The following is a 25,117-nucleotide window of genomic DNA, read 5'->3' as shown; positions in this document are numbered from 1 at the left end:
TCTATAAAGTCACTATCCCACTTCAATCAGGCAAATGCTTCCACAACTCTGCCAAATCGACAGATTCTATATTACAATCCACATCTAATAGATACATCTTGGATTTGGTAAACACAAATGATCTTATTTTAAACGGAAACTTAAATTTTACAATAGGAACTCCATCTTTATTAAAAACCAGCAAATGAGTGGGGACTAAGGCTGAAGTATCATTCTCTTGATCCATTGTTATATCAGGTTTCCCTATATACGTCGCAAAAATATAATTCTGATAAACCCTGATATCACCAAAGCCCAAAAGATGTTTGTATTTATCTAATGAAATCCCATTTGCTGATTTTTGGATTATTGGAGATATATACATCCTCTCAAATACTGGTTTTATCTCTTTTTCAGATAAAATATCATAAGCAGCCATATAAGAAAAGTCATTAGAAGCATAATAAACCGTATTATCATCTATACATAAATGACCAATAAAAGGAGCGAGCTTATTATTTGCATTTTCCTCAATGTCTATCGGCACCCGTGCAAAAGTGGTAAGTGTATCCAAACTTTCGTCTAACAATGTAAACAAATGTTCTTTTCCAAATAAACGGGCCCCTACAAATAAACCACTTTGTAGACGACAAATCTGATAATAAAATTCTGAATTCATTTTAGGACTAACATCTTCAAGACACTTATATTGCAAACTATCATTATGATTTGATAGTAAATAAGTCATTCGCCTTGTCCTAGAACGTTCAGAAACATAAATAGTATCATTGCAATGTCCTATATATCCAGGAGTGATACATTCTCCAAAACCATTTCCTTTTTGCAAGAAGTGTCCCAGTTCGGAAGCATTCGATTCACATAAAACCAATGCTCCAGACGAAGGATCTCCATTGAAAAGAAAGAATAATGAATCAATCATTTCAAAAGGAAATGCACCTCTAGCAATTACTTCGTCTTTATTAATCCTATTAGTTTTAATATCTATAGAATTCATTGACAGAATATTTGCTATATGCTCTTTCTTATCTGAACAAGAACAAACAAGAATTAAAATAAAAAACGATACAATTTTATTCATAATAATAAATTAGGGGATAAAATATACTAGTCAAAGCTAATATTCCTATCCCCACTTTTTATAAGAATCAGTACTTTGTTTTTTGGTCAAAATAAGTTTCTAGATAATTCCCATTTGGGGTCACTATCAAAACAGAGCAATAACGATTAGATGCACTGACACAATCCTCATCATTAATCTCAGAACCAGCTAATGCCTCTACATTGGCCATCGTCAAATCCGACATGATACTTTCTACTCTCTGTGACTGATATATATTGTAGCCTGCAAAAGTTGCGACTACAGCGACTATCAGGGCCGCAAAAATCTTTTTACTCATAATCTACTTTTATGATGTTAATTATTTTCTTATTTGCCGTGTCTCTCTCTCGGGTAGCCACCTCCTCCGTAGAAAAAGTAAATGCTACATTTACTCTTTCTAATTAATTTTTCGCTATCTTCGTGCCGGGCAACCTCCTTTTTTAAAGGTTATCCGGGAGTGGACGATTCTAAGACTTTTCTCGGACGTAGATCGTTCCACTCCTTTCTAACCCCAATTAATAATGCAATGAATGATTATAATGTGATAAGATTTATATAAAAGAGTCCTCACTCCCCAAGACTAAATCCTTGAACCACATATTCTACTTTGATATGGTTAATAGGACAATCTACAGATCCGTCACCTAAGCAACCTAAATTGGTAACGTGTTCACCACCGGCAAGCGCCTCTACATTTTGCAAGAATAAGGAATTTACTCTCTTAGGAGTTTTCACGGTAGGCCAATACCCGATCAAGGCTATCAAGGCTATTAAACTAAGCCCAAAGATCAATTTCATATAGTTTTTCATGGTTTCAAAGTATAAGTGTCAATAACTGGTAACAAAGGTAAAAAGAGATTTTGGATAAACCGCTATCAATTTTATTGCCATTTATTGCCATTTATGTCAAATCATTGCCAACAAGGTCGTCTATGAACAACATACGATAACGATCGCTTCCAAAACGCCTGAAACAAACACCACAACCAGCTTGCTCTAATCTCTTCCCTAATTTGTTTCCGGCAGAACAAAACGTATTTATCTGAACGTTCGATTGACCTTTCCAAATAAACTTAATAATATCCTCATCAGTCACAGTATAATCGGGAGCATCTAAAAAAAGCTTTAGAATCTGACACTGTTGGGGGGACAAAGACATTTTCTTGCCATTACAATTAAGAACTCTATTCTGGGCATCAAAAACAACTCCATGACGTAAACCATATAGTTGTCCTTCTACTTTACAAATCCGCTTTATTAGAGGTGCCTTTTCTTCCGGAGATGTTTCTTTTTCAACTATTATTTCACGAATCACCTCTTTCTCAACAATAACTTCCTTTTCAACGACAACCTCATAAGGAACCTCCTTTAATTCCGGAGGCCGATTTACCATTTTATAATAAAAGCAGATAAATAAAAGCATCAATAACAAACAAATTACAATCCATCCAAAAGGTTGCCAATGATACCATAATATTGTTTTACAACTAAAATCTAAAAGACCGATGACCTCTATCTCACAACGATTACCTATATATGAAGTCACAACCTCCAAAGAAGTATCCCACACACCATCGTGACTGGATGAACTAATAATCTTTCCTTGAAGATTTTCCATCCGCACATGTATAGTGGACTCTGTATCAATGTGATCTTTCTTAAGCATACTCTGCCAATGTTCATTTAAAGAATCCGGCAATAAATGGGATTTCTCACATAGGATAGAGTGTATTGACCGGTTTCTCAGATTCCGAGAAATGTTCTTTTTACTTTTCAAAGAATCAACCTCGTACGCTTTTTTCCCTTCTGCTGTTGTAATGCAAATTTTCAAAGGTAGAGTATCGGATGAACTCTCAGCAAACAAGTGAAATAGATTTAAATCTCTTTCTTTTCTTTCCATCTCTTCTTGAAGCATCTGTACGAATAGTCTCTCCGCCTGTTTATGTATGCCCATCTTATTTCGTTGATAGAAATAGGCTCCAACCAATAGTGATAGGATTATCACTCCAATAACACACGAAAGCAATTCATTTTTTGTCATTTCGATTTATTTTACTGACAAAAATAATATTATTTCCTAACAAGAAGCTAAAAGACAGAAAAAAATTAAATAACAAATTTAGAGATATACAAAACAGTTTGTAAGCATTCTGTTCATTTCACACGCAAACAAGAACTCTTGCACGAGTCAACTAATTCCAATATTCCTCCAAAATAGATTGTATTCAGTACCGTTTCAAATTCATCACGGTTATTGCCCGAAAATAACAAAGCCTCCTCTCGCTTGTCTGTTCCACCCCTGCATAAAGAAAGATTTGAAAAACAAAAAATATACATATCAAGCAAACTCGTAACATCCTAACAAAAAAGTCAGTTTAACTGATAACAATAATAATGATAGCGCTCTTCTCCACCATCCGTTTCTTTTGTCATCAGGCAGAGTCGTTCATCATTACTATCCACCGAGATGCATATACCCCATCTATCCAATATCACTTTCTTTACAGCACGTCCTTCCCAATCAAATACATAAACTTCATTTGCTATTGCCTTATTTTTCCCAATTTGCCCACTGTAAAGTGCATAAACATAGTTTTCAGTGGCTACCCCACGAAGAAATCCTTTAGGAGAATCGGCAGAGACATTAACAGAAGACACTTCGTTAATAGATTGATTCTCAAATACTGCCGTATACGTATTCAAATGTACTACACTTTCGAGGCACGTGTCATTTACCACTTTCTGAATAGATAATAAATCACACTCATACGCCAAATAAGCAAAACGTTTGTTATCCGGTTTCATAATAAGATCCCCCTGGAACAACAAATAGTTTACATCCCGATTTACCGCTTGCTCCGTTTGTGGAAAAGGGAGATATTGATTTAAAACCTTTTTCTGATTACATTTTGCTATCAGGCTACTTTCAAAAGTCCCACTCCCGTAAAATATGGAATCTGAATATGCATACACCCTATTCATTCCTAACTTAGGAGCTGAAACACAATCTATCTTTGAGAGACTTCCTTGAGCTAAACTGTCAATTTGAAAAGAACTTATAGTTTGCAAAGACTGATCATACAGTACCAAGGTATTTGATAGCCTACTATAGAATCCGCATATTTCATAAACTCCTTCCATTTAGGTAATTGCAATTTACAACTGGAACAACCCAACGAATCGACATAGGTCACGATCTTATAATCCGAAGCAGGGATTTTAAAATCGACAGGAGTTTTTCCATATAACGTAAAACTAAGATTTGCCGTTTTAAGATTGGTTTCTTAACTTCTTTCTGTTTTTTAGTAGCATCACCCCGTAGTGAATCTATTTAAGCGGAAAACCGTTTATAGACAGCTTGCTTTATTCTTGAAAATTGTAGAATACATATCAATTTAAAGATAAGCAAGACAGTTCATAAGCATTCTGTTCACTTTCCGCAATTACATAGATTAGATTGTTTTTCTCATCCACAGCTATATTTACAAGACCGTGATTAGCCTTAATTTTACTTGTTGGAAGTCCTTGCCAACTAAATACAGTAATCTCTGAAGGTAAAGCTTCGCTTCCTCTATTATGCAATAATGCATAAATACTATTATTTGTTGCATATACATCTTCGAAACCAATCTGAGTCGTTCCATTGGAAACTACATACGCCGGAATTGCTCCTTCAGCAATACCATATTTAGGTTCGTAAATATAAAGCGTTTTATTCAATGACAAACGACAATTTTCGTCCAAGTCAAATAGCTCCAGGATCCCTCCCAGATAGGTCGCATTCAACATCTTCGTCCTGTCCGGTTTTAACTTGGTTTTGGTATTACTACAGAAAACCGACCATACTTCTTCTTCATTATTTGTATTTAAACAATCAGAGAAAGAATTGTATAATTGAGTAATCTTTCCATCTTTTAATAATCCAAACCGAAGATCCTTATGGTTCGCTTTTACAAGAAAATCCGAATCTTTAAGAGAAAGCATATCATAGATTATTGTGGGTACCTCAGAGTGTGGCAAGCTACCATAATTCACTTGCATAACTTCAGATTTCAATGAATCTTTTAAAAAAGAAGAGACATCATATTTCACTATTTTACGCATTGAAGAATCGTATGCATACATGTTTTTTCCATCTTCAGATAAATTGAATGCCCCCACATTTATAAAATCAGCAGGCCCCTGACCTTTTTCTCCAAATGATTTTACAGGTACTCCCTTTAGAGTAAACAGATGAAAGAAGTTATTATTAACATTATCCAACACCAGTAGCATTGAGTCTATAAGCTCTATTTGCAAAGGATACGAAAATAAAAACGTATCATTTAAAACAACCAGTTCCCGTGATATGCTATCGCTACAAATAACTTCGTTTGAAAACTCAACCTTCTCTTTTGCCGGATGACATCCCCAAAGAATAATCCCTATTAAGATTAATACACTAACATTTTTATTCATAAGCATCCGATTTTAGGCGGACTAAAAGCTTTACTTAGCTTTCAGACCCAAAGGTTTCTACTTTAAAGTCCTTTAGGAAGTGACTGATTTGCCTGTTTTAAAGGGAATAGAAATACTTCCACTCCCTTTGATAAACACGCAGCTATCTTTCTTTAGAGATAAGATACTGAATACAACTTTAATCTCCTAAACTGTATCCCTCATATACAACCTCTACCTTGTCATGGTTTACAGGACAATCTACAGAGCCCGGCCCATAACACAGAGTGTGCGTAAAATCTTCCCCACTTGCCAGAGCTTCTACATTTTGCAATAAAAGAGGATCTACATTCTCAGATTTTTCCACCGGTTTTAGATACCAAACCGAAACGATGGCAACCAAAAGAGAAGCCACCTTCAAATACTTAATTTTCATAAGATATATGTTTTAATTATTCACTGCAAAGTTAAAGGCTATTAACCAATAAAGCATCATTTATTGCATTACAAATTATTACATAGTATAAAAAGCTTCATAAATTACCCCTTTTCAGGAAGTACTAATTGATATTTATCAATATCCCTTTGAAAAATAGTAATATCAGGATCCACACTCAACAAAATACGTAGACGAGAAATAGCCACTCGCAAACGAACCATACCTCCACCACCATTTTTCCACAGGCATTCTAATAATTCGTCGTAAGTTAAAATATACTCGGGAGCATTCAAAAAAGCATTCAAGAGTCGACAAGCCTGCGAAGTAAGAGGAATAGCTCGATCTGCACATATTAATACTTTTGCATAAGAATCAAAAGTAACTTTTGGACTCAATACATAAAGCAATGGTTCTTTACCAGATTCCCTTAATTCTTTAAGCTTTTGAATCTGTTCCTCATATTCTTTCAGCATCTTCTCCATTCTTTTTCGTTCTTCTTCACGCTCTTTACCTCTTGCTGAAAGATCTTTAACTCGATTCTCATATTCTTTTTGCTTTTCCTCTAACCTTTTCTGATCCTTTTCTAATTTCATCCGAACCTTTCTTTCACGATCACAATCAGTGGCCAAACGTATCTTGTCAATTCGAATTTTGGATATATATCTCTTTATCAGAAGCCAACAACAGAAAATAACAATAAGAACAGCTACCACACCACCTATCACTTTAAATGGAGTGGAATGATACTGATATACAGCCCACCATGGATAAGAGTAAAAACCAATAATCTCAAGTTCACATCTATTACCCACATAAAAAGTAAATCTGTGCGTCCCGGAACAAAAGTCATTGCAATCCTTACATTTAAAAAGAGAGATAGTATTATCCAAGTTAGTTACTGATATGTGTATATCAGATTGAACAAAAATTTCCCGCCTTTTGAGCTCCTCGTCCCAAAGTTGGCGTAAAGTGTCTACTGACAAACAAGTCTTCATACAAACAATAGAATGCCAAGATCGTTCTGCCATATTTTGCGAAATATTCTTTTCACTTTTCTTAGCATCTACAGTATAAACCTTAATTCCATCACTGGTTGTAATGCGTACCGTTAGAGGAATAGTATCGGTCGTTACCTTAAAAACATAAAACAGATTCAACTCTTGTTGCTTTCTGTGCAACTCTTTCTTGAGCACTTCTACTAAAAGGTCTTCCGATTCGGTACGCATTGCCTCCACATTTTTCTGATAGAAATGAATGCTGACCAAGAATGCTTGCATTATTATACCCAAAATCCATAAAAATAATCTAGAGCGTTTCATCGTAGTTTGTTTTTGCAAACAAATGTAATACTTTACAATATTATCTCAAAATCTCACTACCAATTTCACTGATTAACAGAGGATAAACATACAATCGCCCGGTTATTGATATAAAAAATAGAACCCTAAATGTTTACCTCAAACAACAATAATCAAAAGATTATTGATTTCACGGCATTTCCCATATTAAATTCTAAAATAATTTAACGATTAGGCTAAAAAAGAAATTTTGACATAATACGTCCATTTCAACGCATTACAATTTATTACATACCATCACATTATTAAAAACCAATCCATTAACAGGTAATAAAAAGTAATACACTCTTTTTAATTAAAAGAAGCACATACAATTAACAGATAAGAAATCGAGGCTGGGTGTCAGGGTAATATTGTTTTAACAGCCTCACTCTCCCCCAACTCAATGTATAAAACAAAAAAATTGTCTAAGGAAAAGATCTCTACATTCAACAACCGTCTAAATATCAAATATTTAAAAACAACAAAACATTCATAAAAGCATCTGCAAACATAAAGGGAGCTATTCTGGCATTACGATTATTCCACTATCAGAAGGTACCATAAAGTATGTAGCCAGGAGTTATTTTTATCCCCGGGAGTTATTTCTACCATTTTTTATGTAACCAATCAGTATCTAAATATAAATAATAAGCGGGCAAAATCTGATAAGTGAAGCATAGATCATGAAAATAAACCTGATTACCTCACAACTATAAAATCCCCTCCATACGACAAAGTCTAAAACAATCGTAAATATATACATTAAAATCCGTTACCAGATATTACCCATATCTTTTAAAAGATTATACCCAATCAAGCTGTACAAAAAGCCCTATAATTGCAGCACCAACGACTAATTGGGAATTCCCCCCAAAAAAGAAGTTTGAAAAAATGATGGTTTAACTATGAAAACAAAATTAATAATTATCTAAATACAGTTATGGAACCAGTTATTCTATTTTTACAGTTGATCTTATTGGACACACAATTTAATGATGTATGTCCTTGTATGCAAACCGATGTACAACTCGACCTTACAAGTCAGTACCAAACAGCTACTTTTATACCTGCTTTCTTATGGCAGATGTCATGGGTATACCCGATTGAGGGTTTGGTAATAGGGTTGTTTATTGTTCTCATGATACGTTATAGAATCATGTATAACACGAAACTCTTTTCCCACGAAAAACTGGGCATTGTTCAAAACATAGCTCATAAAACTCAAACCCCACTGACTCTGATGCATCACTTACTGGAAGAAATCGCCTCTGACAACCTTCCTGAACCTACATCTCAAAAGTTAAAGCGAGTGCTCGGCTACACCAGCCACATCATGAACAGCTACCAGAATATTGGAATATTCAGCAATATAGAGAATGAAATATATCCTGGTTCTCCCATTGAGTTTGAACTTTACACTTTCATTACCTCAATCACCAATCAATGCCAGAGTTATGCCAATACTCGCCAGATACAATTAAACGTCAGCAAAGATTTCGGCTATATCAGTTGCCGGGTAGACGAAATTACCATGACTGCAGCCTTACAATGCCTGTTGAGTAAAATAATCGATGCCACACCTTGCAAAGGCTGCATTAATATGAACGTGTCTCACCTGAACAACCATTGGAGCCTCCGGATTACCAATGGACCAGAATGCAAACAGGACAATAAAAAGTTACTTTCTCTACTCTCTGCCCTTATGTTGATATACCACTGTGGGAATCTTCAAATCATAAAGAAGATAATCCGCTTACATGGTGGAAAATTAATCGGGGATTGCCATAGGCGAATTATTACTTTTCAAGTTATCGTTCCCATAAACGGTTGCTGCAATACAATCCAATGTCCGGAAGTGGAAATTCCTACCATAAAAGATGGCAAGATGGGCCGTTCTGATAAAAATAGGTCACACGTACTGTTAGTCATGTCAGACAATGAGTTGAGCAGCTACTTAAATGAAGCCCTCTCAACCCTCTTCCGGATAACTATTCTTAATAATCCGGAACGTTTATCCAATTTCTCCGGTCAGCGAACACCAGATATTATCATTATTGATGAAATAGTGAACGGTATAGGCGGAAAAGAAATTTATTCCCGGATAAAATCAAATGCCAGCATGGTTCAAACTCCCGCCATTCTCCTGATGAACTTCAATGATAATAGGAGTTATCTCACCCATATCCATTGTGGAGTAGATAAATTGGCACCACGTGCAATCAGTATTTGCAGGCTTAAAGCGGATATACAAGTACTTATAAATAAGCATAAACGTATCAAACAGCTTCTGGAAAGCAATTTGCCTGCCGACCTCCCTGAGACAACTTCGAAGAGTGAAGAGAACACCCTATTTATGGATAAAGTAAATAAGCTTCTGGAAAAGAATCTCTCATCAGACAATTATACGGTCGACATGTTAAGCGCCGATATGGGAATGTGCCGTACTACATTCTATACTAAATTAAAAGAGATTACAGATAAAGCACCTGCAGAGTACATGTATTATTTTAAAATGAATAAAGCCAAAATTTTACTGGTTACACAAAAATACACCATTACAGAAATAGCAACCTATTTAGGCTTTTGCGATGCTAAATATTTCGGAGCAAGATTCAAGAAGTTCTATAAAGTGCCGCCTACGCGCTATATCAAAGAGATTTTATAATGTCTACAAGGGTTTATAACCTTTTCATGATCTCGTCACGCATACCTGGGCTCATAAGCCCGGGTACGTGGGACAAATCTATTATCAAAAACCTGAATGTTCATTCTTATTCTCATAAGAATCTACTTCCCGGTTTTTCTCACCGGAATAGTTCCATACGATTTCATCGGTATACTCCTTTCCTTTGATTGCGGCTACAGCTTTCAGAACATTTTTCCCATCAGCAAGTGCCACATTATCGAAGATGTAATGCACATCGGTATATCCTTTGCGAATACCGCCCAGTTCTTTTCCATTCAGATATACTTTAGGAGTCCCGATATTAGAATAGACAGTAACGGTAGTCATTCGTTTTTCACGATCGACATTACGACGTTGCGTGAGATAAAGAACCGGATTCTCACTCCAGTTGGCCTTGTACCAGAAATAAGAGTCTTTCTTTATTTTACGGTCAAAGGTAACCAGGCCTTTCATATTACGTGCGGGAACACCGCCACGTGTCCACATCGGTACGGCAAAATCAAACATATTCCAAAGATAAGAAGCGATGATATATGGATGGTCTTTGATGACACTCCACTGATATTCGTGTGTCTTAGTCTGGAATGTTTCCGGATAGAACGGCTTGCCCCAATTGAGGGCGTCACCCAAATATTCGGTTTGATGGGCCAGGTTGGCATCGGCACCATATTCAGTCAACATCAGCTTCTGATAAGGATATTCTTTTTCAAGTTGTTCTACCCAAGGCTTGATATCCTGTATCTTCTTCTCGTACCAACCGAAATAACGGTTCATACCCTGTATATCCGCATTCAGATTGACCGGATGTTCCATATGTCCGTATCCATTGACCGAAACGGTATAACGATCCGGATCTTCCGTCTTAGCAAGATCATGAAGAGATTGGGTCAAGGCAGCTGTATATTCATGAGGCTGATATACTTCGTTATGAAGCCCCCATACGTAAATAGAAGGGTGATTGAAGCTTTGACGGATCAGTTCACGAAGCTGGCTTTGGGCATTTTCCGCTTCGTATCCGGTCACCCGGTTTACACAAGGTATTTCGGCCCAGATAATCAGTCCCAGTGTATCACAACGGGAGTAGAGATAATCTGACTGTTGGTAGTGGGCAAAACGGACAGTAGTAGCCCCCACATCCATTATTGTAGCCAGATCGAAGTCATGATGTTCATTCTTAAGCGCACTGCCCAGTCCCCACCAGTCCTGATGGCGGGTTACGCCATACATCGGATACTTCTCTCCATTCAGAAAAAAACCTTTCCCGGCCACAATCTCATATTTACGCACACCAAGAGGTTGCACCACCTCGTCGATTACTTTTCCATCTGCCATCAGCTTGCAGACAACCTTATAGAGATAGGGATCTTTGCGTCCGTGCCAGAGGTGCGGATCTTTCATCTTAAAAGTAGATGTATAGGTCTGTGTTCCTTGCGGAGTCAGGTCGAACGACTGGCTGTGTACACTCACTTTACGCCCATCCTGCGTATAAATAGCATTTTCAAGAGTCAAAGCAGCAGGTTGGAGCCCGGCATTATCCAATTTTACCTTCACAGTTATATCGGCTGACTTTTTTGAAACATCCTTTTGGGTAATATAAACACCCGGAGAGGCACAATCGGTAACCGTAATGTTATTCTGCTCAGTTACAATCAGCCATACGGGACGGTAAATACCACCATATACTCCGAAAAGATTCTGATTGACCGGAATTACGTCGGGACGGGCCTTATTGTCGGCTTTAACAACGATCTCGTTCTCTGTTCCGAACTGAAGGACCGTACCTATTTCACAGGCAAAAGCAGAGTAGCCCCCCTTGTGAGTGCCGACCAATTTTCCATTGACGTATACTTCCGAACAAGCCCCTACTCCTTCGAAACGCAGAAATATACGTTTATCTTTCAAATCTTGAGGAAAAAACTGTGTTTTCCGATAGTAACCCATCCCTTCATAGAAAGAGCCCGATTGAACTTGCATATCCTTGGCATTCCAGGTATGTGGAATCTCAACAGTCTCCCACTTTCCGTCCCATTGTGAAGCAGCCCGCATCGGATCGGCTGCAAAAGGACCTTTCTTAAATTGCCAGCCGGTATTGAATGCGGTAACCTGTCGTGCCATCAATGGAAAAACACTACTGCACAGGCATAAGCATGCAATAATTAAATAAGATAGTTTTCTCATAATATTTTATTTTAATGATTGGTCACCTTTTTGCGGGTGAACACACAGATAAGGAAATTCTACTATGTCAATGCATCCCGGTACTTGTCTGTCGTAGCGGAAGTTTCTTTAATTTGCAATTTGATTATAAAGGGTTCTCCCGGATTTTGCGAAGGCATAGCTACATTATATTCATTCCGGGTGGTCTCGACAACCTTCAGTTCCTGTCCGTCCGGTAAAGCGGCTTTCTCTATTTTTGTGCCTTTCGGAACCTTTACATCAAGGAAACCCGAATAGGGACAATTGAATACAACCATATAAATCTCTTGACCTTTACGGGTATAGTATCCCCAGTCTCGTTTATCCCATCCGGCATAGCCACAGCCATAAATACACTCACCATACTTCTTCATCCATTTACCCAAAGCTACAGCCAACTCCTTCTCTTCCGAACGGAAATCACCATCGGCCTGAGGACCGAAATTGACTACCATATTCCCTCCCATCGATACAGCATGCACAATACGGTCGATTACTTCTACCGGAGTCTTGACATAACTCAGTGACCAATCCTTATGATATCCCCACTGATTTTCGGGAAGGGTCATACAAGCTTCCCAATCCCATTTAGTCACCTGCAAGTCCTCCAACGGATCAGGAAGACGACGTTCGTACCCCGATTCATAATCTCCCATAAGACAGCCATTGCTATCGAAGTGTCTCTTGCCATAATCATCGGCACGAAGCCGGCTATTGACAGTGACTCCCGGCACAAGATTCTTCAACATCTGCTCTACATGAGCCGTCCACCAACCATTCTTCTTAATACTTGCATCCCAAGTGCCGTCGAACCAAAAGTCCTTAACCGTCGGATAGCGGGTAGCCAATTCCTTCAACTGATTATCGGTGAAAGTGAGAAAACGGCTGAAAGCAACGCTATCTTCTTTCGATGAAATCTCATAACGATAATCCGGATGGCTCCAATCCATTACCGAAAAGTAGAAATGCACGTCGATACCTTCATCATTGTAGGCTTTTACCAACTCACCTAAGATATCTTTCTTAAATGGAGTCTGCGCTACGGTATATTCACTATACCGGCTCGGCCAGAGACAGAATCCTTCGTGATGTTTCGTTGTTATCTTGACGTATTTTACTCCCATCTCTTTGGCCATTCTCGCCCATTGGCGTGCATCAAATTTTACCGGATTCCATTGTTTCATCAGCCCCAGCCATTCAGAAGCAGGAACTTTAGCCCACGACTTGAGCCATTCGGCAGCTCCATTATATACTTTACCTTTCCATTCGCCACCGGGAATGGCATACAGTCCCCAGTGAATGAATTCTCCCAAACGATTGTCGCGAAACCGCTTCATAGCTTCGTCCTGACGCTTGCCGATGTTAGTGGCACCATATTTTAAAGGAATTTCCTTTTTAGGTTCTTGGGCTAAAACATGGATTGAAATGCAGAGTGCAATTAAAATAAATAGTTTGTTCTTCATGGTGTTCTATTTTCTAAGGTACGCACAAAGATAAAACATTGTAGCCATATAACAAACAAGGTGTAGCCATACGTTCTCAATGACTACACCTTTTATTTTATATGCAAAACTACGGATTATCCGAAAACTTCTTCACCTTTCAGCGTGGCAGAACTGGCTTCCGTAATTCTTACGTTCACAAAATCGCCTATCCGGTGAGTACCACGATCGAATACAACCACCCTGTTCTGCTCGGTACGGCCGAACAACTGATCGCGCGAACGTTTCGAAACACCTTCTACCAATACTTCATAGGTCTTTCCGATACAGCGGGTATTGGATTCAGCAGACAAACGATTCTGTAAAGCAATTATTTCATTCAGACGACGGACTTTTACCTCCTCGGGAACATTGTCTTCCAGATGTTTAGATGCATAAGTACCGGGACGCTCGGAATATTTAAACATAAATGCCGCATCATAGCCACAAGCCTCCATCAGCGAAAGTGACTCCTGATGATCTTCCTCTGTCTCGGAGTGGAAACCGGAGAATATATCCGTAGTAAGCCCGCAATCGGGGACAATACGCTTAATAGCCGATACACGATCCAGATACCATTCACGCGTATATTTACGATTCATCAACTTAAGAATGCGCGAGCTACCGCTTTGCACGGGAAGGTGAATGTGTTTACATACATTAGGCACTTGTGCAATCACCTCCAAAGTTTCATCACTCATATCTTTGGGATGCGAAGTTGTGAAACGGACACGTACATCCGGCGCCGCCTCAGCTACCACACGAAGCAACATTGGGAAGGTAACCACTTCTCCTCCCTCCTTCTCAAAACGATAAGAGTTTACATTCTGCCCCAACAAAGTAATCTCTTTGTAACCTTTTGATACCAGATCGGCCACTTCGTTCAGAATACTTTCCACATCCCGGCTGCGTTCACGACCACGGGTGTAAGGCACTATACAATAGGTGCAGAAGTTATTGCAACCACGCATGATGGATACAAATCCGGAGATATGGTTACCGCAGATACGTGAAGGAATCACATCCCGATAGGTTTCCGTAGTCGAAAGCTCTACATTCATTGCCTTCTCACCCGCTTCCACAGAAGCGATCAGTTCCGGAAGAGTCAAATAAGCATCCGGCCCCACTACAAGATCTACATGATGATGTTCAATCAAATCATCTTTCACTCGCTCGGCCATACATCCCAACACGCCTACAATCAGATGCTTCTTCTTTTTCTTCATCGAATGAAAAAACTCCAGACGATTCAGAATCTTCTGCTCGGCATTGTCACGGATAGAGCAAGTATTCATAAATACCGCATCAGCCTCTTCCAGCGTTTCGGCAACCGAATAACCGGCCATTTGCATCACAGAGGCAATTACTTCACTATCGGCCACATTCATCTGGCAGCCATAAGTCTCGATAAACAACTTCTTGTTGTCATCAGCAGTTGCGGATTTAAAGTCCGCTCCCGTCAATTCGTTCATAAATTCAGAATTTAAATTTGTACCTGCAAAGATACAGCTTCATCCTCAAAAAGTTGTGAAATGAAACCAAAATAACACTTTTGCTTATCGATTCAGAGGCAAAAGGATAATTTATGTTAATAGAACAAACATTTATGGCGTAAGGATTTGGCACTATTAATTTTATTTCACACATTTGTGCAATGAAAGAAACATTAGATTTTTTCATAGTTAAGGTTTAGGTTAAAAAAATTAAGGGGAGCTGTGAAGCTGCCCTTTTTTCATGCCAAAATATTGGTATCAATCAGATTAAATGTATAACTTTGGCGGACTGTAGAAAATAAAAGTACTATGGATGATATTTTAAAAGTCCTCGTCATTATGGCTGTTTTCGCATTACCTCTTATCAGACAGATCAAAAAGAGCAAAACGGAAAGATCTGCCCAAAAACCTTTCGTACCCATTCCGGATACGGAAGAGGCCGAAGTCCTTCAAACACCGCGAAAACATCAAACATTCCGTTCCCAACCGCTCCCTCCGAAAGCGGAAGTGAAGAAAAATAAAACAATTCCTCCGAAAATGGAAGCATCCCCGACAGATGATCCGGAATTTACCATTCGCTCGGCTGAAGAAGCCCGAAAAGCCATTATCTGGTCCGAAATTCTGAATAGAAAATATTGAAAGATTATTCCTAACACGAAAATAATACTATAATTATGGCATTCAAATCCATTTCTGCAGCAGAAGCTGCCAGCCTTGTAAAACATGGCTATAACATCGGCCTCAGCGGTTTTACCCCCGCAGGAACGGCCAAAGCTGTCACTTCCGAAATAGCGAAAATAGCGGAAGCGGAACATGCAAAAGGAAACCCTTTCCAGATCGGCATCTTTACCGGAGCTTCTACCGGCGACTCATGTGATGGCATATTATCACGTGTAAAGGCTATCCGTTATCGTGCCCCTTACACAACCAATCCCGATTTCCGTAAAGCAGTGAATAACGGTGAGATTGCCTATAATGACATTCACCTTTCACAAATGGCACAAGAAGTGCGCTACGGATTCATGGGAAAAGTGAATGTAGCTATCATCGAAGCTTGTGAAGTGACTCCGGATGGAAAAATCTATCTGACAGCTGCCGGTGGAATTGCACCAACCGTCTGCCGACTGGCCGATCAGATCATCATTGAGTTGAACAGTGCACATAGCAAAAATATGATGGGAATGCATGACGTGTACGAACCGCTCGACCCGCCTTACCGTCGTGAAATTCCAATCTACAAACCGAGTGACCGCGTCGGACTACCTTATATACAAGTCGACCCGAAAAAGATTGTAGGTATCGTAGAAACAAACTGGCCGGATGAAGCCCGTTCATTTGCGGCTGCCGATCCTATTACTGATAAGATTGGTCAGAATGTGGCCGACTTCCTGGCTGCCGACATGAAACGTGGCATTATTCCTTCCACATTCCTTCCGTTACAATCGGGAGTAGGTAACATCGCCAACGCAGTTTTAGGAGCCTTGGGACGCGATAAAACAATCCCTGCTTTCGAAATGTATACCGAAGTTATCCAAAACTCTGTGATCGGATTAATCCGTGAAGGTCGTGTAAAATTCGGAAGTGCCTGCTCACTGACCGTAACCAATGACTGTCTGCAAGGCATTTATGACGACATGGACTTCTTCCGTGATAAACTGATTCTCCGTCCGTCTGAAATCTCTAACAGTCCGGAAGTAGTCCGCCGTTTAGGAATCATCTCTATCAATACCGCCATTGAAGCAGATATTTATGGTAACGTAAACTCTACCCATATCGGTGGAACCAAGATGATGAACGGTATCGGCGGCTCGGGCGATTTTACACGCAATGCTTATATTTCCATCTTTACTTGTCCGTCAGTGGCTAAAGAAGGCAAAATCAGTTCCATCGTTCCGATGGTTTCTCATCTGGATCACAGTGAGCACTCCGTTAATATCGTTATTACCGAACAGGGAGTAGCCGATTTGCGTGGCAAAAGTCCGAAGGAAAGAGCACAGGCAATCATCGAAAACTGTGCACACCCGGATTACAAACAAATCTTATGGGATTATCTGAAACTGGCCGGTAATAAGTCACAGACTCCTCACGCCATTCAAGCCGCTTTGGGAATGCATGCCGAACTGGCTAAAAGCGGAGATATGAAAAACGTGAACTGGGCAGAATACGAAAAATAAACGATAAACGATGAACGATGAACCGACTGTGACTTCTACAAAGTGTTCATCGTTCATCATTTACAATTTACCAGTATTTCGCATACTTTATTTTGAAAATTCCTTGCTTTGGCTGCCGACAATACATTTTGGTTCATAATGGCAAAGGCCACCTGATGACCGTTAGCCATCTTTAGGTAACCGCCTAATGTGTTAATGGCAGTATAAGATCCCGTTTTGGCATGTACATTCTTAAATGCCGACCCTTTTTTCATACGATTCTTAAGTGTTCCATCAATACCTGCAACCGGAAGAGCTTTATAGAGCTTCCGAAAAATATCCGTTCTCGAATAAGCAAACTTCAAAAAATCAACCAACAGGGCAGGAGAGAGGTAATCGTAATTTGACAATCCACAACCATCAGCTATTTTATAATTGTCCGGATCATGCCCCAAATCTTTAATCAGCCGATGGATCTCATCGATCCCGTCTTTAGCCGAAACTTGCTTTTTGCCTGTAGCTTGTACTCCTAAACGGCAAAGTAATGCTTCCGCACTCAAGTTATCACTTTCTTTCATAATCTGGTCTACTACTTTCTGAACGGGACATTCCCAACGTGCCATGCGGGTAGAAAGGCTGTCGGGCTGAAAGCTGTCGAAAGCATACTGCTCCGAAATCTCTATCCCCCTATTGCGTAAACGCTCGGCAAAGGTATGCAGAAAGAAGTCCTGCGAAGAATACACATTCACATCACCAATTCTTCTATTCTCTACATTTCCACTGACAATAAGATTATTTTTATTCTCTAACCATCCTCTCGAAACAGAAAACTTACCGGCAGAAGGAGTACGTGTCTCAGTTTCATTGATCACAGTATAATAAGAGGACGATGGTTCAAAACTCAGGCGCGCCGAGTCACCACGTATCGTTCCCGGTACAGCCGTTACTTTCACTACACCTTTATGATACATCAATGGCGACAAATAAGGCTGAAAAGAATAGGGAGTATCATCCCATGCCCAACCGCTTCCCCAATAAAGAGAATCTTTCATCGATATATCTCCATAGATTCTCCCTTTCAATACTGAAAAAGGAAAAGTTATCACTTCCTCCACCAATGCATTCATACCTTCATCGTCAAACTCCGGGTCGAATCCGCCAATCACATAAATGTCTCCGCGGAGCGTATCATGTTCTATAGTACCTTTATACCACACTTCGGTCCGGAAAGGTTCATCTGCATCCGGCCGGGCAAGCGCGGTTATAGTAGTTAATAGTTTCATGGTAGATGCCGGACGCGAAAGCTTGGCATCACGGTATGTATAGAGTGATTTCTTTGCAGTCAGATCATACACGGAAATACCAACTTCGGAACCTTGGGGCAATTCCTTCTTAATAAGTGAATCAATTGCGGCGAAATCTACCTGCCCCCGGATAATAATTGAAAAACAAAAAGAGAATAAAATAAATAAATTCAGTTTCTTCATAATGCTTATAAACAACGAATGACAAGTCATAAATTACGGGTTACGAGTAATTGCGCCATTATACGCATGATACTTATAACCCGTAACTTACAACTTGTAACTCTTACAATGCTTCACGGAATATTTCGGCAACAGTAGGATGGGGAAAAACAATCTTCTTCCATTCGGCCGCTTTTAGTTTCATTTCTATGGCCATACCTGCTAATGTGATAATTTCAGAAGCCGGATTGCCTAAGACATGTGCTCCCAAAATCGTATCATCATCTCCAAGCAACACTTTACATACACCGTTTACCCCTTCATTTTCGGCAACAAAACGTCCAGAATATGCCATAGGAAGCTTTACAGCACGATAAGCAATACCTTTCGCAATAAGGGACTCTTCTGTTTGCCCGACTCCGGCTATTTCAGGATTGGTATACACTACACCGGGAATAGCACGATAACTCATTGTATCTGTTTTACCGAGAATTGCATGTACGGCTACTTCCGCTTCACGAACTGCCGTATGTGCCAATAAAGAAAATCCGGTTAAATCCCCACATACATATACTCCGGGCAATGAACTTTCCATCTGCCCGTTTACTAAAATACTTCCGCGCTCTGTCCGTTGAAGATTCAGGTTCTCAAGTCCGAAACCTTTTGTTACCGGACGGCGACCTACACTCATTAGCAATTTCTCCGCAGTCACATTTCCGGCACCATCTGCATTCTCATAAGAAACTAAGACTCCCTCCTCTGATTGTGCCAACGAGACAACTTTAGTACTCAACAGAAATGTAATGCCCCGTTTGGCATAGTCAGCACGCAACAGAGCAGAAAGCTCTTTATCCATGCCTCCCAAGATCTCGTCCATCATTTCAATGACGGTCACTTTCACACCCAGACTGTTGAAGAATGATGCAAACTCCATACCAATCACTCCACCACCTACGATAGCAAGCGAAGCGGGTAATTCCTTATTGTCTAATGCTTCCCGATGTGTCCAATAATTTACCGTATCGATTCCGGAAATAGGAGGAATGAAAGTCTCGGATCCTGTGCAAAGAATTAAGTTATCACATTCATAGATTTCTTCGCCACAGCAGATTTTGTTTTTGTCCAAGATTGTTGCTTCTCCATTTATGACAGTAACATTATTAGACGTTAATTTTGATTTAACCCCCAAAACCAACTTGCGTACTACCTTCGACTTACGAGCAATGATCTTCGAAAGATCAAACGAAGCCTCAGAAACTGTTACAGCATACTTTGAAGCATGTTTAGCCCCATCATATGTCTTTGCCGAATAGAGCAATGTTTTTGTAGGTATACACCCTTCGTTTAAACAAACTCCTCCTAAATTCTGTTTCTCAAAAAGCAACACGCTTAAACCTGCTTTTCCAGCTGCTTCGGCAGCAGTGTAACCGGCAGGTCCCCCGCCGATAATAATAACCTGGTATTTCATAGCTTACTAAATTAAGTTTCTTGTTTTTTCAATCAGTTCTATAAATTCCTTTTCTTTCACCGGAAGTACAGAAGCATATTTTCCATTTCCATATTCTATCAATAAATAGTTTGTCACTGCAAAATTTCCGAATTTCATAGAATGGACTTTGCGGACTGAAGTAATTTCTGCTATCGGAATAGTTTTCTTACGGATAAACCGCCCATAGTTAAGTATCAGCAAACCGTCAGTGGTAACAGTATAAACTGTATGTATGATCTGTTCGATGATAACAATCAGAAACAACATCATCAAAGTAGCCAATATAATATTCTTACACCATAAGAAACCAAAAGCATTAATGCCCAATACAACCAGCAGAAAATACTGGTACCAGACAATGCGAGCATGAAAAATACGGTTCATTTTGTCAGATTTTTGGCGGAAAGTTAGTAAAATTATGAATTAATGGCAACGAAAAGCACAACGAAAAAACTTATTTTGTAGCTTTGCGGTGATAAACACTAAAACTTATGGTTAAAAAGTTCGATTTCCTCGTAATCGGTTCCGGTATCGCCGGAATGAGTTTTGCCCTAAAAGTGGCACATAAAGGAAAAGTTGCCCTTGTTTGCAAAAGTGGGCTGGAAGAAGCAAACACTTATTTTGCCCAAGGAGGAGTGGCCTCAGTGACCAATCTGCTGGTAGACAATTTCGAGAAACATATTGAAGACACAATGATTGCCGGTGACTGGATCAGCGACCGTACTGCTGTAGAGAAAGTCGTGCGTGAGGCTCCTGCGCAAATACAAGAACTGATCAGCTGGGGTGTAAACTTCGACAAAAATGAAAAAGGGGAGTTCGATCTACACCGGGAAGGCGGTCATTCGGAATTTCGTATTTTACACCATAAAGATAATACCGGCGCTGAAATTCAAGACAGTTTGATTCAAGCTGTACAACAACATCCCAATATTACGGTAATTGAAAATCATTTTGCCATAGAAATCCTGACACAACACCATTTAGGAGTAACTGTCACCCGCCAGACACCGGACATAAAATGCTACGGAGCTTATATACTCGATCCCCGAACAGGTAAAGTGGATACGTATCTGGCCAAAGTGACACTAATGGCAACAGGTGGAGTGGGGGCTGTTTACCAGACCACTACTAATCCGCTTGTAGCGACCGGAGACGGTATCGCCATGGTATACCGGGCTAAGGGAACCGTAAAAGACATGGAGTTCGTACAATTCCATCCGACAGCTCTTTACCATCCGGGCGACCGTCCTTCTTTCCTTATTACGGAAGCAATGCGTGGATATGGCGGTGTGCTCCGCACAATGGACGGAAAAGAATTCATGCAAAAATATGATCCACGTTTATCTTTGGCACCCCGTGATATCGTGGCACGTGCCATTGACAATGAAATGAAAAATCGTGGGGACGACCATGTTTATCTGGACGTAACACACAAAGATCCTGAAGAAACCAAAAAACATTTTCCTAACATATACGAAAAATGCCTCAGCTTAGGAATCGACATTACCAAAGAATATATTCCCGTGGCACCATCCGCACACTACCTGTGTGGAGGTATTAAGGTAGACTTGAACGCCCAATCCTCTATTGAACGTTTGTACGCTGCCGGCGAATGTTCGTGTACAGGTTTACATGGAGGCAACCGGTTAGCCTCAAACTCGTTGATAGAAGCAGTGGTTTACGCAGATGCTGCCGCCAAACATTGTTTATCGGTGATTGACCAATATTCTTATAACGAAGAGATTCCGGAATGGAATGATGAAGGTACCCGCTCACCGGAAGAAATGGTACTTATTACTCAAAGTATGAAAGAAGTAAATCAAATTATGAGCACTTATGTTGGTATTGTCCGTAGCGATCTCCGGTTGAAACGCGCTTGGGACCGCCTGGATATCCTATACGAAGAGACCGAAAGCCTGTTCAAACGCAGCGTGGCATCTAAAGAAATATGTGAACTGCGTAATATGATTAATGTGGGTTATCTGATTATGCGCATGGCTATGGAACGTAAAGAAAGCCGTGGTCTGCACTACACGGTTGACTATCCACACGCCGGTAAATAAAGAAACAGTATTATTAATGCATAGAAAAAAGGTGGGGCCATAATTAAACAGCTCCACCTTTCTCCAAAATACAGTCTGATTCTATTAATAATTTTCTTTCTTAATTTCGAAATATGCTTGTGGGTGCAGACATGCAGGACATACCTCAGGAGCTTCCTTACCTGCTTCGATATAACCACAGTTACGGCACTGCCATATAACTTCTCCTTCTTTGGCAAATACAGATGCAACTTCAATGTTCTTCACGAAAGCAAGGTATCTTTCTTCATGACCTTTTTCCGCAATAGAGATATTACGATACATAGCGGCGATCATCGGGAAACCTTCCTGCTCTGCAACATCTGCAAAATGAGGATAATCCATAGACCATTCTTCGTGTTCGCCTGCTGCAGCAGCCTGCAGATTCTGAAGAGTGTTGCCGATAACACCAGCAGGATAACTTGCAGTGATTTCAACCATACCCCCTTCAAGGAACTTAAACATACGTTTTGCATGTTCTTTTTCCTGATCGGCAGTCTCTGTAAAGATAGCTGCAATCTGTTCGTAACCTTCTTTTTTAGCCACGCTTGCAAAATAAGTGTAACGCATTCTTGCCTGTGATTCACCTGCAAATGATGTCAGCAAATTCTTTTCTGTCTGAGTGCCTTTAATACTTTTAGTCATAATCTGATATATTTTAGATTGGTAATTACGTTTGTCGGTTACTTGCCTTTATTAACAACGCAAATATAAGGATTTAGTTCACAAAACCCGGAATTTTATTCATTAATAATATCTATTGCAATATAGACAAAACTGATCAAAAATAAATAAGATGTTCAAAAACATCTTATTACCATTTATTTTATGTAATTTTGCAACCTCGACTTTGCAAAACAAGGATTATAACGACATTTATCACATTATATATAAGTAAAGAAAAAAATGAAAGTGTTTGATTTCAAACCAAGGTTATTCTCAGCCTTGAAGAACTACTCTAAAGAAACGTTTATGGCCGATTTGATGGCAGGTATCATTGTAGGTATCGTAGCCTTGCCTCTGGCCATCGCATTTGGTATCGCATCAGGCGTATCACCCGAAAAGGGAATTATCACGGCTATTATTGCGGGGTTCATCATCTCGCTGCTCGGAGGAAGCAAAGTACAGATCGGAGGACCTACCGGAGCATTCATTGTCATCATTTATGGCATCATCCAGCAATACGGAGAAGCAGGATTGATTGTAGCTACCCTGATGGCCGGCATACTCCTTATCTTATTGGGAGTTTTTAAATTGGGCGCAATTATTAAATTTATTCCTTACCCGATTATTGTAGGTTTTACCAGCGGTATAGCCGTCACCATTTTCACAACACAGATTGCTGATATTTTCGGATTAAACTTTGGTGGAGAGAAAGTACCGGGAGACTTTATCGGGAAATGGATGATTTATTTCCGCCATTTCGATACAATCAATTGGTGGAACACTATTGTGAGTATTGCCAGTATCATCATTATTGCCATTACCCCCCGGTTCTCAAAGAAAATTCCGGGTTCCCTTATTGCCATCATTGTAGTAACGGCAGTAGTATATTTATTGAAAACATACGCCGGTATTGACACCATCGATACCATTGGCGACCGTTTTACAATCAAATCCGAATTACCTGACGCGACCATGCCTGCACTCAATTGGGAGGCCATCAAGGACTTGTTTCCGGTAGCTATTACCATTGCCGTTTTGGGAGCAATCGAATCGTTATTGTCAGCAACCGTAGCCGATGGTGTAACGGGCGATAAGCACGATTCAAACACCGAACTGATTGCCCAGGGAACAGCCAACCTTATCACACCGTTATTTGGTGGTATTCCTGCTACCGGAGCCATCGCCCGTACAATGACAAACATCAATAATGGCGGTAAAACACCGGTAGCCGGTATAATCCATGCTGTAGTTTTATTGCTGATCCTCCTTTTCCTGATGCCTTTGGCACAGTACATCCCAATGGCATGTCTGGCAGGAGTATTGGTTATCGTATCTTATAACATGAGCGAATGGCGCACTTTCAAGGCATTACTGAAAAATCCTAAATCGGATGTAACAGTACTGCTTATCACTTTTTTCCTCACCATCATCTTCGACTTGACTATCGCCATCGAAGTAGGCCTGGTGATTGCATGCATCTTGTTCATGCGCCGTGTAATGGAAACTACCGAAATATCTGTCATCAAAGACGAAATAGATCCGAATGACGAACTGGACATCGCGGTGTGCGAAGAACATCTGATAATACCTGCCGGAGTGGAGGTATATGAGATTAATGGTCCGTACTTTTTCGGCATCGCAACCAAATTTGAAGAGACAATGGCACAACTGGGCGACCGTCCCAAAGTACGTGTCATACGTATGCGTAAAGTTCCATTTATCGATTCAACCGGTATTCATAACCTGACCAGCCTCTGCAAAATGTCTCAAAAAGAAAAGATCACCATTGTGCTCTCGGGAGTAAATGAAAAAGTGCACAACACACTTGAGAAATCCGGCTTCTATGAATTACTGGGAAAACAAAACATCTGTCCGAACATTAATGTAGCACTGGACAGAGCCAAAGAAATTATGAATTTATAATCTGATACTATCTGCACACAACAGGCGGGTGGAAGTGGACGGAGGTCACTTTCATCCGCTTTCCTTATTTTTAATAATCACCAATTCTATGGATTTTGTGTTGCATTATACCTTTTTATAGGTATTGTAGACTCTTTCATGTACACATACCTTTGCGGCTCGCTAATT

General features: G+C 39.9%; 20 protein-coding genes. 5 read left to right on the top strand and 15 right to left on the bottom strand.

Annotated elements, in window-relative coordinates:
• Positions 1–22: 22 nt before the first annotated feature.
• The 8 genes from G7Y45_RS03590 to G7Y45_RS03555 all read right to left on the bottom strand — a co-directional run bounded on the left by G7Y45_RS03590 (position 23) and on the right by G7Y45_RS03555 (position 7,294).
• Positions 23–1,078, bottom strand: coding sequence for a BF3164 family lipoprotein (locus tag G7Y45_RS03590; RefSeq protein WP_005783619.1), 1,056 nt, complete (start codon positions 1,076–1,078; stop codon positions 23–25).
• Between the two features lie 67 nt (positions 1,079–1,145).
• A complete protein-coding gene (locus G7Y45_RS03585) occupies positions 1,146–1,397 on the bottom strand; it encodes an NVEALA domain-containing protein (RefSeq protein WP_005783617.1) in 252 nt (83 codons plus the stop codon).
• 269 nt (positions 1,398–1,666) lie between these two features.
• Positions 1,667–1,897 carry an NVEALA domain-containing protein gene (locus G7Y45_RS03580; protein WP_186993725.1) on the bottom strand — a complete coding sequence of 77 codons (231 nt, stop codon included), beginning with the start codon at positions 1,895–1,897 and terminating at the stop codon, positions 1,667–1,669.
• Positions 1,898–2,000: 103 nt separating this feature from the next.
• Positions 2,001–3,140 carry a hypothetical protein gene (locus tag G7Y45_RS03575; RefSeq protein ID WP_165016777.1) on the bottom strand — a complete coding sequence of 380 codons (1,140 nt, stop codon included), beginning with the start codon at positions 3,138–3,140 and terminating at the stop codon, positions 2,001–2,003.
• Positions 3,141–3,469: 329 nt separating this feature from the next.
• Positions 3,470–4,081 (bottom strand): BF3164 family lipoprotein, encoded by a 612-nt coding sequence (locus tag G7Y45_RS03570; protein ID WP_241159039.1) that lies wholly within the window; start codon positions 4,079–4,081, stop codon positions 3,470–3,472.
• 408 nt (positions 4,082–4,489) lie between these two features.
• Entirely contained in the window at positions 4,490–5,557 is a 1,068-nt protein-coding gene (locus tag G7Y45_RS03565) for a BF3164 family lipoprotein (RefSeq protein ID WP_165016780.1), read from the bottom strand.
• 178 nt (positions 5,558–5,735) lie between these two features.
• On the bottom strand, positions 5,736–5,972 hold the full coding sequence (locus G7Y45_RS03560; protein WP_032530142.1) for an NVEALA domain-containing protein: 237 nt from the start codon (positions 5,970–5,972) through the stop codon (positions 5,736–5,738).
• A gap of 104 nt (positions 5,973–6,076) precedes the next feature.
• Positions 6,077–7,294, bottom strand: coding sequence for a winged helix-turn-helix domain-containing protein (locus G7Y45_RS03555; protein WP_032535584.1), 1,218 nt, complete (start codon positions 7,292–7,294; stop codon positions 6,077–6,079).
• Between the two features lie 961 nt (positions 7,295–8,255).
• Here G7Y45_RS03555 and G7Y45_RS03550 point away from each other — a divergent pair.
• Entirely contained in the window at positions 8,256–9,980 is a 1,725-nt protein-coding gene (locus tag G7Y45_RS03550; protein ID WP_165016783.1) for a helix-turn-helix domain-containing protein, read from the top strand.
• An 84-nt stretch (positions 9,981–10,064) separates the two neighbouring features.
• On the opposite strand, the gene G7Y45_RS03545 is transcribed toward G7Y45_RS03550, so the two are convergent.
• The 3 genes from G7Y45_RS03545 to miaB form a co-directional block, all read right to left on the bottom strand.
• Positions 10,065–12,179 carry a glycoside hydrolase family 2 TIM barrel-domain containing protein gene (locus G7Y45_RS03545; RefSeq protein ID WP_165016785.1) on the bottom strand — a complete coding sequence of 705 codons (2,115 nt, stop codon included), beginning with the start codon at positions 12,177–12,179 and terminating at the stop codon, positions 10,065–10,067.
• Between the two features lie 62 nt (positions 12,180–12,241).
• Positions 12,242–13,660: an alpha-L-fucosidase gene (locus G7Y45_RS03540; protein ID WP_044301690.1), complete on the bottom strand. Its 1,419-nt coding sequence runs from the start codon at positions 13,658–13,660 to the stop codon at positions 12,242–12,244.
• Between the two features lie 116 nt (positions 13,661–13,776).
• Positions 13,777–15,150: a tRNA (N6-isopentenyl adenosine(37)-C2)-methylthiotransferase MiaB gene (gene miaB / locus G7Y45_RS03535; RefSeq protein ID WP_005782802.1), complete on the bottom strand. Its 1,374-nt coding sequence runs from the start codon at positions 15,148–15,150 to the stop codon at positions 13,777–13,779.
• A 330-nt stretch (positions 15,151–15,480) separates the two neighbouring features.
• Here miaB and G7Y45_RS03530 point away from each other — a divergent pair, with 330 nt between their 5' ends.
• On the top strand, positions 15,481–15,810 hold the full coding sequence (locus G7Y45_RS03530; RefSeq protein ID WP_032543393.1) for a hypothetical protein: 330 nt from the start codon (positions 15,481–15,483) through the stop codon (positions 15,808–15,810).
• A 35-nt stretch (positions 15,811–15,845) separates the two neighbouring features.
• Positions 15,846–17,345 (top strand): acetyl-CoA hydrolase/transferase family protein, encoded by a 1,500-nt coding sequence (locus G7Y45_RS03525; RefSeq protein ID WP_005782811.1) that lies wholly within the window; start codon positions 15,846–15,848, stop codon positions 17,343–17,345.
• Between the two features lie 56 nt (positions 17,346–17,401).
• Here the strand turns inward: G7Y45_RS03525 and dacB are convergent, their stop codons facing one another.
• From dacB to G7Y45_RS03510, 3 genes are all read right to left on the bottom strand, one after another.
• A complete protein-coding gene (gene dacB, locus G7Y45_RS03520; protein WP_165016788.1) occupies positions 17,402–18,811 on the bottom strand; it encodes a D-alanyl-D-alanine carboxypeptidase/D-alanyl-D-alanine-endopeptidase in 1,410 nt (469 codons plus the stop codon).
• 103 nt (positions 18,812–18,914) lie between these two features.
• On the bottom strand, positions 18,915–20,258 hold the full coding sequence (gene lpdA, locus G7Y45_RS03515) for a dihydrolipoyl dehydrogenase (RefSeq protein ID WP_032531546.1): 1,344 nt from the start codon (positions 20,256–20,258) through the stop codon (positions 18,915–18,917).
• A gap of 6 nt (positions 20,259–20,264) precedes the next feature.
• A complete protein-coding gene (locus tag G7Y45_RS03510) occupies positions 20,265–20,663 on the bottom strand; it encodes a PH domain-containing protein (protein ID WP_032531545.1) in 399 nt (132 codons plus the stop codon).
• Between the two features lie 107 nt (positions 20,664–20,770).
• On the opposite strand from G7Y45_RS03510, the gene nadB reads away from it, so the two are divergent.
• Positions 20,771–22,342 (top strand): L-aspartate oxidase, encoded by a 1,572-nt coding sequence (nadB, locus tag G7Y45_RS03505; RefSeq protein WP_005782820.1) that lies wholly within the window; start codon positions 20,771–20,773, stop codon positions 22,340–22,342.
• A gap of 84 nt (positions 22,343–22,426) precedes the next feature.
• Here nadB and rbr read toward each other — a convergent pair whose 3' ends face one another.
• Entirely contained in the window at positions 22,427–23,005 is a 579-nt protein-coding gene (gene rbr / locus G7Y45_RS03500) for a rubrerythrin (protein WP_005782823.1), read from the bottom strand.
• 261 nt (positions 23,006–23,266) lie between these two features.
• On the opposite strand from rbr, the gene G7Y45_RS03495 reads away from it, so the two are divergent.
• The gene (locus G7Y45_RS03495; RefSeq protein WP_005812459.1) at positions 23,267–24,949 is read left to right on the top strand and encodes a SulP family inorganic anion transporter; all 1,683 of its coding nucleotides are present in this window, start codon (positions 23,267–23,269) and stop codon (positions 24,947–24,949) included.
• The last annotated feature ends 168 nt before the right edge of the window (positions 24,950–25,117 follow it).

It is taken from the genome of Bacteroides sp. ZJ-18, assembly GCF_011038705.2.
GTDB lineage: Bacteria > Bacteroidota > Bacteroidia > Bacteroidales > Bacteroidaceae > Bacteroides > Bacteroides hominis.
Note: the sequence above shows the minus strand (reverse complement) of the source record. Positions and strands in the feature narration are given on the sequence as shown.

Coding starts and splice junctions, on each gene's coding strand:
- miaB (WP_005782802.1), bottom strand. CDS start 15,150: ATGAACGAATTGACGGGAGCGGACTTTAAATCCGCAACTGCTGATGAC.
- G7Y45_RS03540 (WP_044301690.1), bottom strand. CDS start 13,660: ATGAAGAACAAACTATTTATTTTAATTGCACTCTGCATTTCAATCCAT.
- G7Y45_RS03550 (WP_165016783.1), top strand. CDS start 8,256: ATGGAACCAGTTATTCTATTTTTACAGTTGATCTTATTGGACACACAA.
- G7Y45_RS03575 (WP_165016777.1), bottom strand. CDS start 3,140: ATGACAAAAAATGAATTGCTTTCGTGTGTTATTGGAGTGATAATCCTA.
- G7Y45_RS03565 (WP_165016780.1), bottom strand. CDS start 5,557: ATGAATAAAAATGTTAGTGTATTAATCTTAATAGGGATTATTCTTTGG.
- G7Y45_RS03525 (WP_005782811.1), top strand. CDS start 15,846: ATGGCATTCAAATCCATTTCTGCAGCAGAAGCTGCCAGCCTTGTAAAA.
- G7Y45_RS03590 (WP_005783619.1), bottom strand. CDS start 1,078: ATGAATAAAATTGTATCGTTTTTTATTTTAATTCTTGTTTGTTCTTGT.
- G7Y45_RS03545 (WP_165016785.1), bottom strand. CDS start 12,179: ATGAGAAAACTATCTTATTTAATTATTGCATGCTTATGCCTGTGCAGT.
- rbr (WP_005782823.1), bottom strand. CDS start 23,005: ATGACTAAAAGTATTAAAGGCACTCAGACAGAAAAGAATTTGCTGACA.
- G7Y45_RS03510 (WP_032531545.1), bottom strand. CDS start 20,663: ATGAACCGTATTTTTCATGCTCGCATTGTCTGGTACCAGTATTTTCTG.
- G7Y45_RS03585 (WP_005783617.1), bottom strand. CDS start 1,397: ATGAGTAAAAAGATTTTTGCGGCCCTGATAGTCGCTGTAGTCGCAACT.
- lpdA (WP_032531546.1), bottom strand. CDS start 20,258: ATGAAATACCAGGTTATTATTATCGGCGGGGGACCTGCCGGTTACACT.
- G7Y45_RS03560 (WP_032530142.1), bottom strand. CDS start 5,972: ATGAAAATTAAGTATTTGAAGGTGGCTTCTCTTTTGGTTGCCATCGTT.
- G7Y45_RS03495 (WP_005812459.1), top strand. CDS start 23,267: ATGAAAGTGTTTGATTTCAAACCAAGGTTATTCTCAGCCTTGAAGAAC.
- nadB (WP_005782820.1), top strand. CDS start 20,771: ATGGTTAAAAAGTTCGATTTCCTCGTAATCGGTTCCGGTATCGCCGGA.
- G7Y45_RS03580 (WP_186993725.1), bottom strand. CDS start 1,897: ATGAAATTGATCTTTGGGCTTAGTTTAATAGCCTTGATAGCCTTGATC.
- G7Y45_RS03570 (WP_241159039.1), bottom strand. CDS start 4,081: ATGAATAGGGTGTATGCATATTCAGATTCCATATTTTACGGGAGTGGG.
- G7Y45_RS03530 (WP_032543393.1), top strand. CDS start 15,481: ATGGATGATATTTTAAAAGTCCTCGTCATTATGGCTGTTTTCGCATTA.
- dacB (WP_165016788.1), bottom strand. CDS start 18,811: ATGAAGAAACTGAATTTATTTATTTTATTCTCTTTTTGTTTTTCAATT.
- G7Y45_RS03555 (WP_032535584.1), bottom strand. CDS start 7,294: ATGAAACGCTCTAGATTATTTTTATGGATTTTGGGTATAATAATGCAA.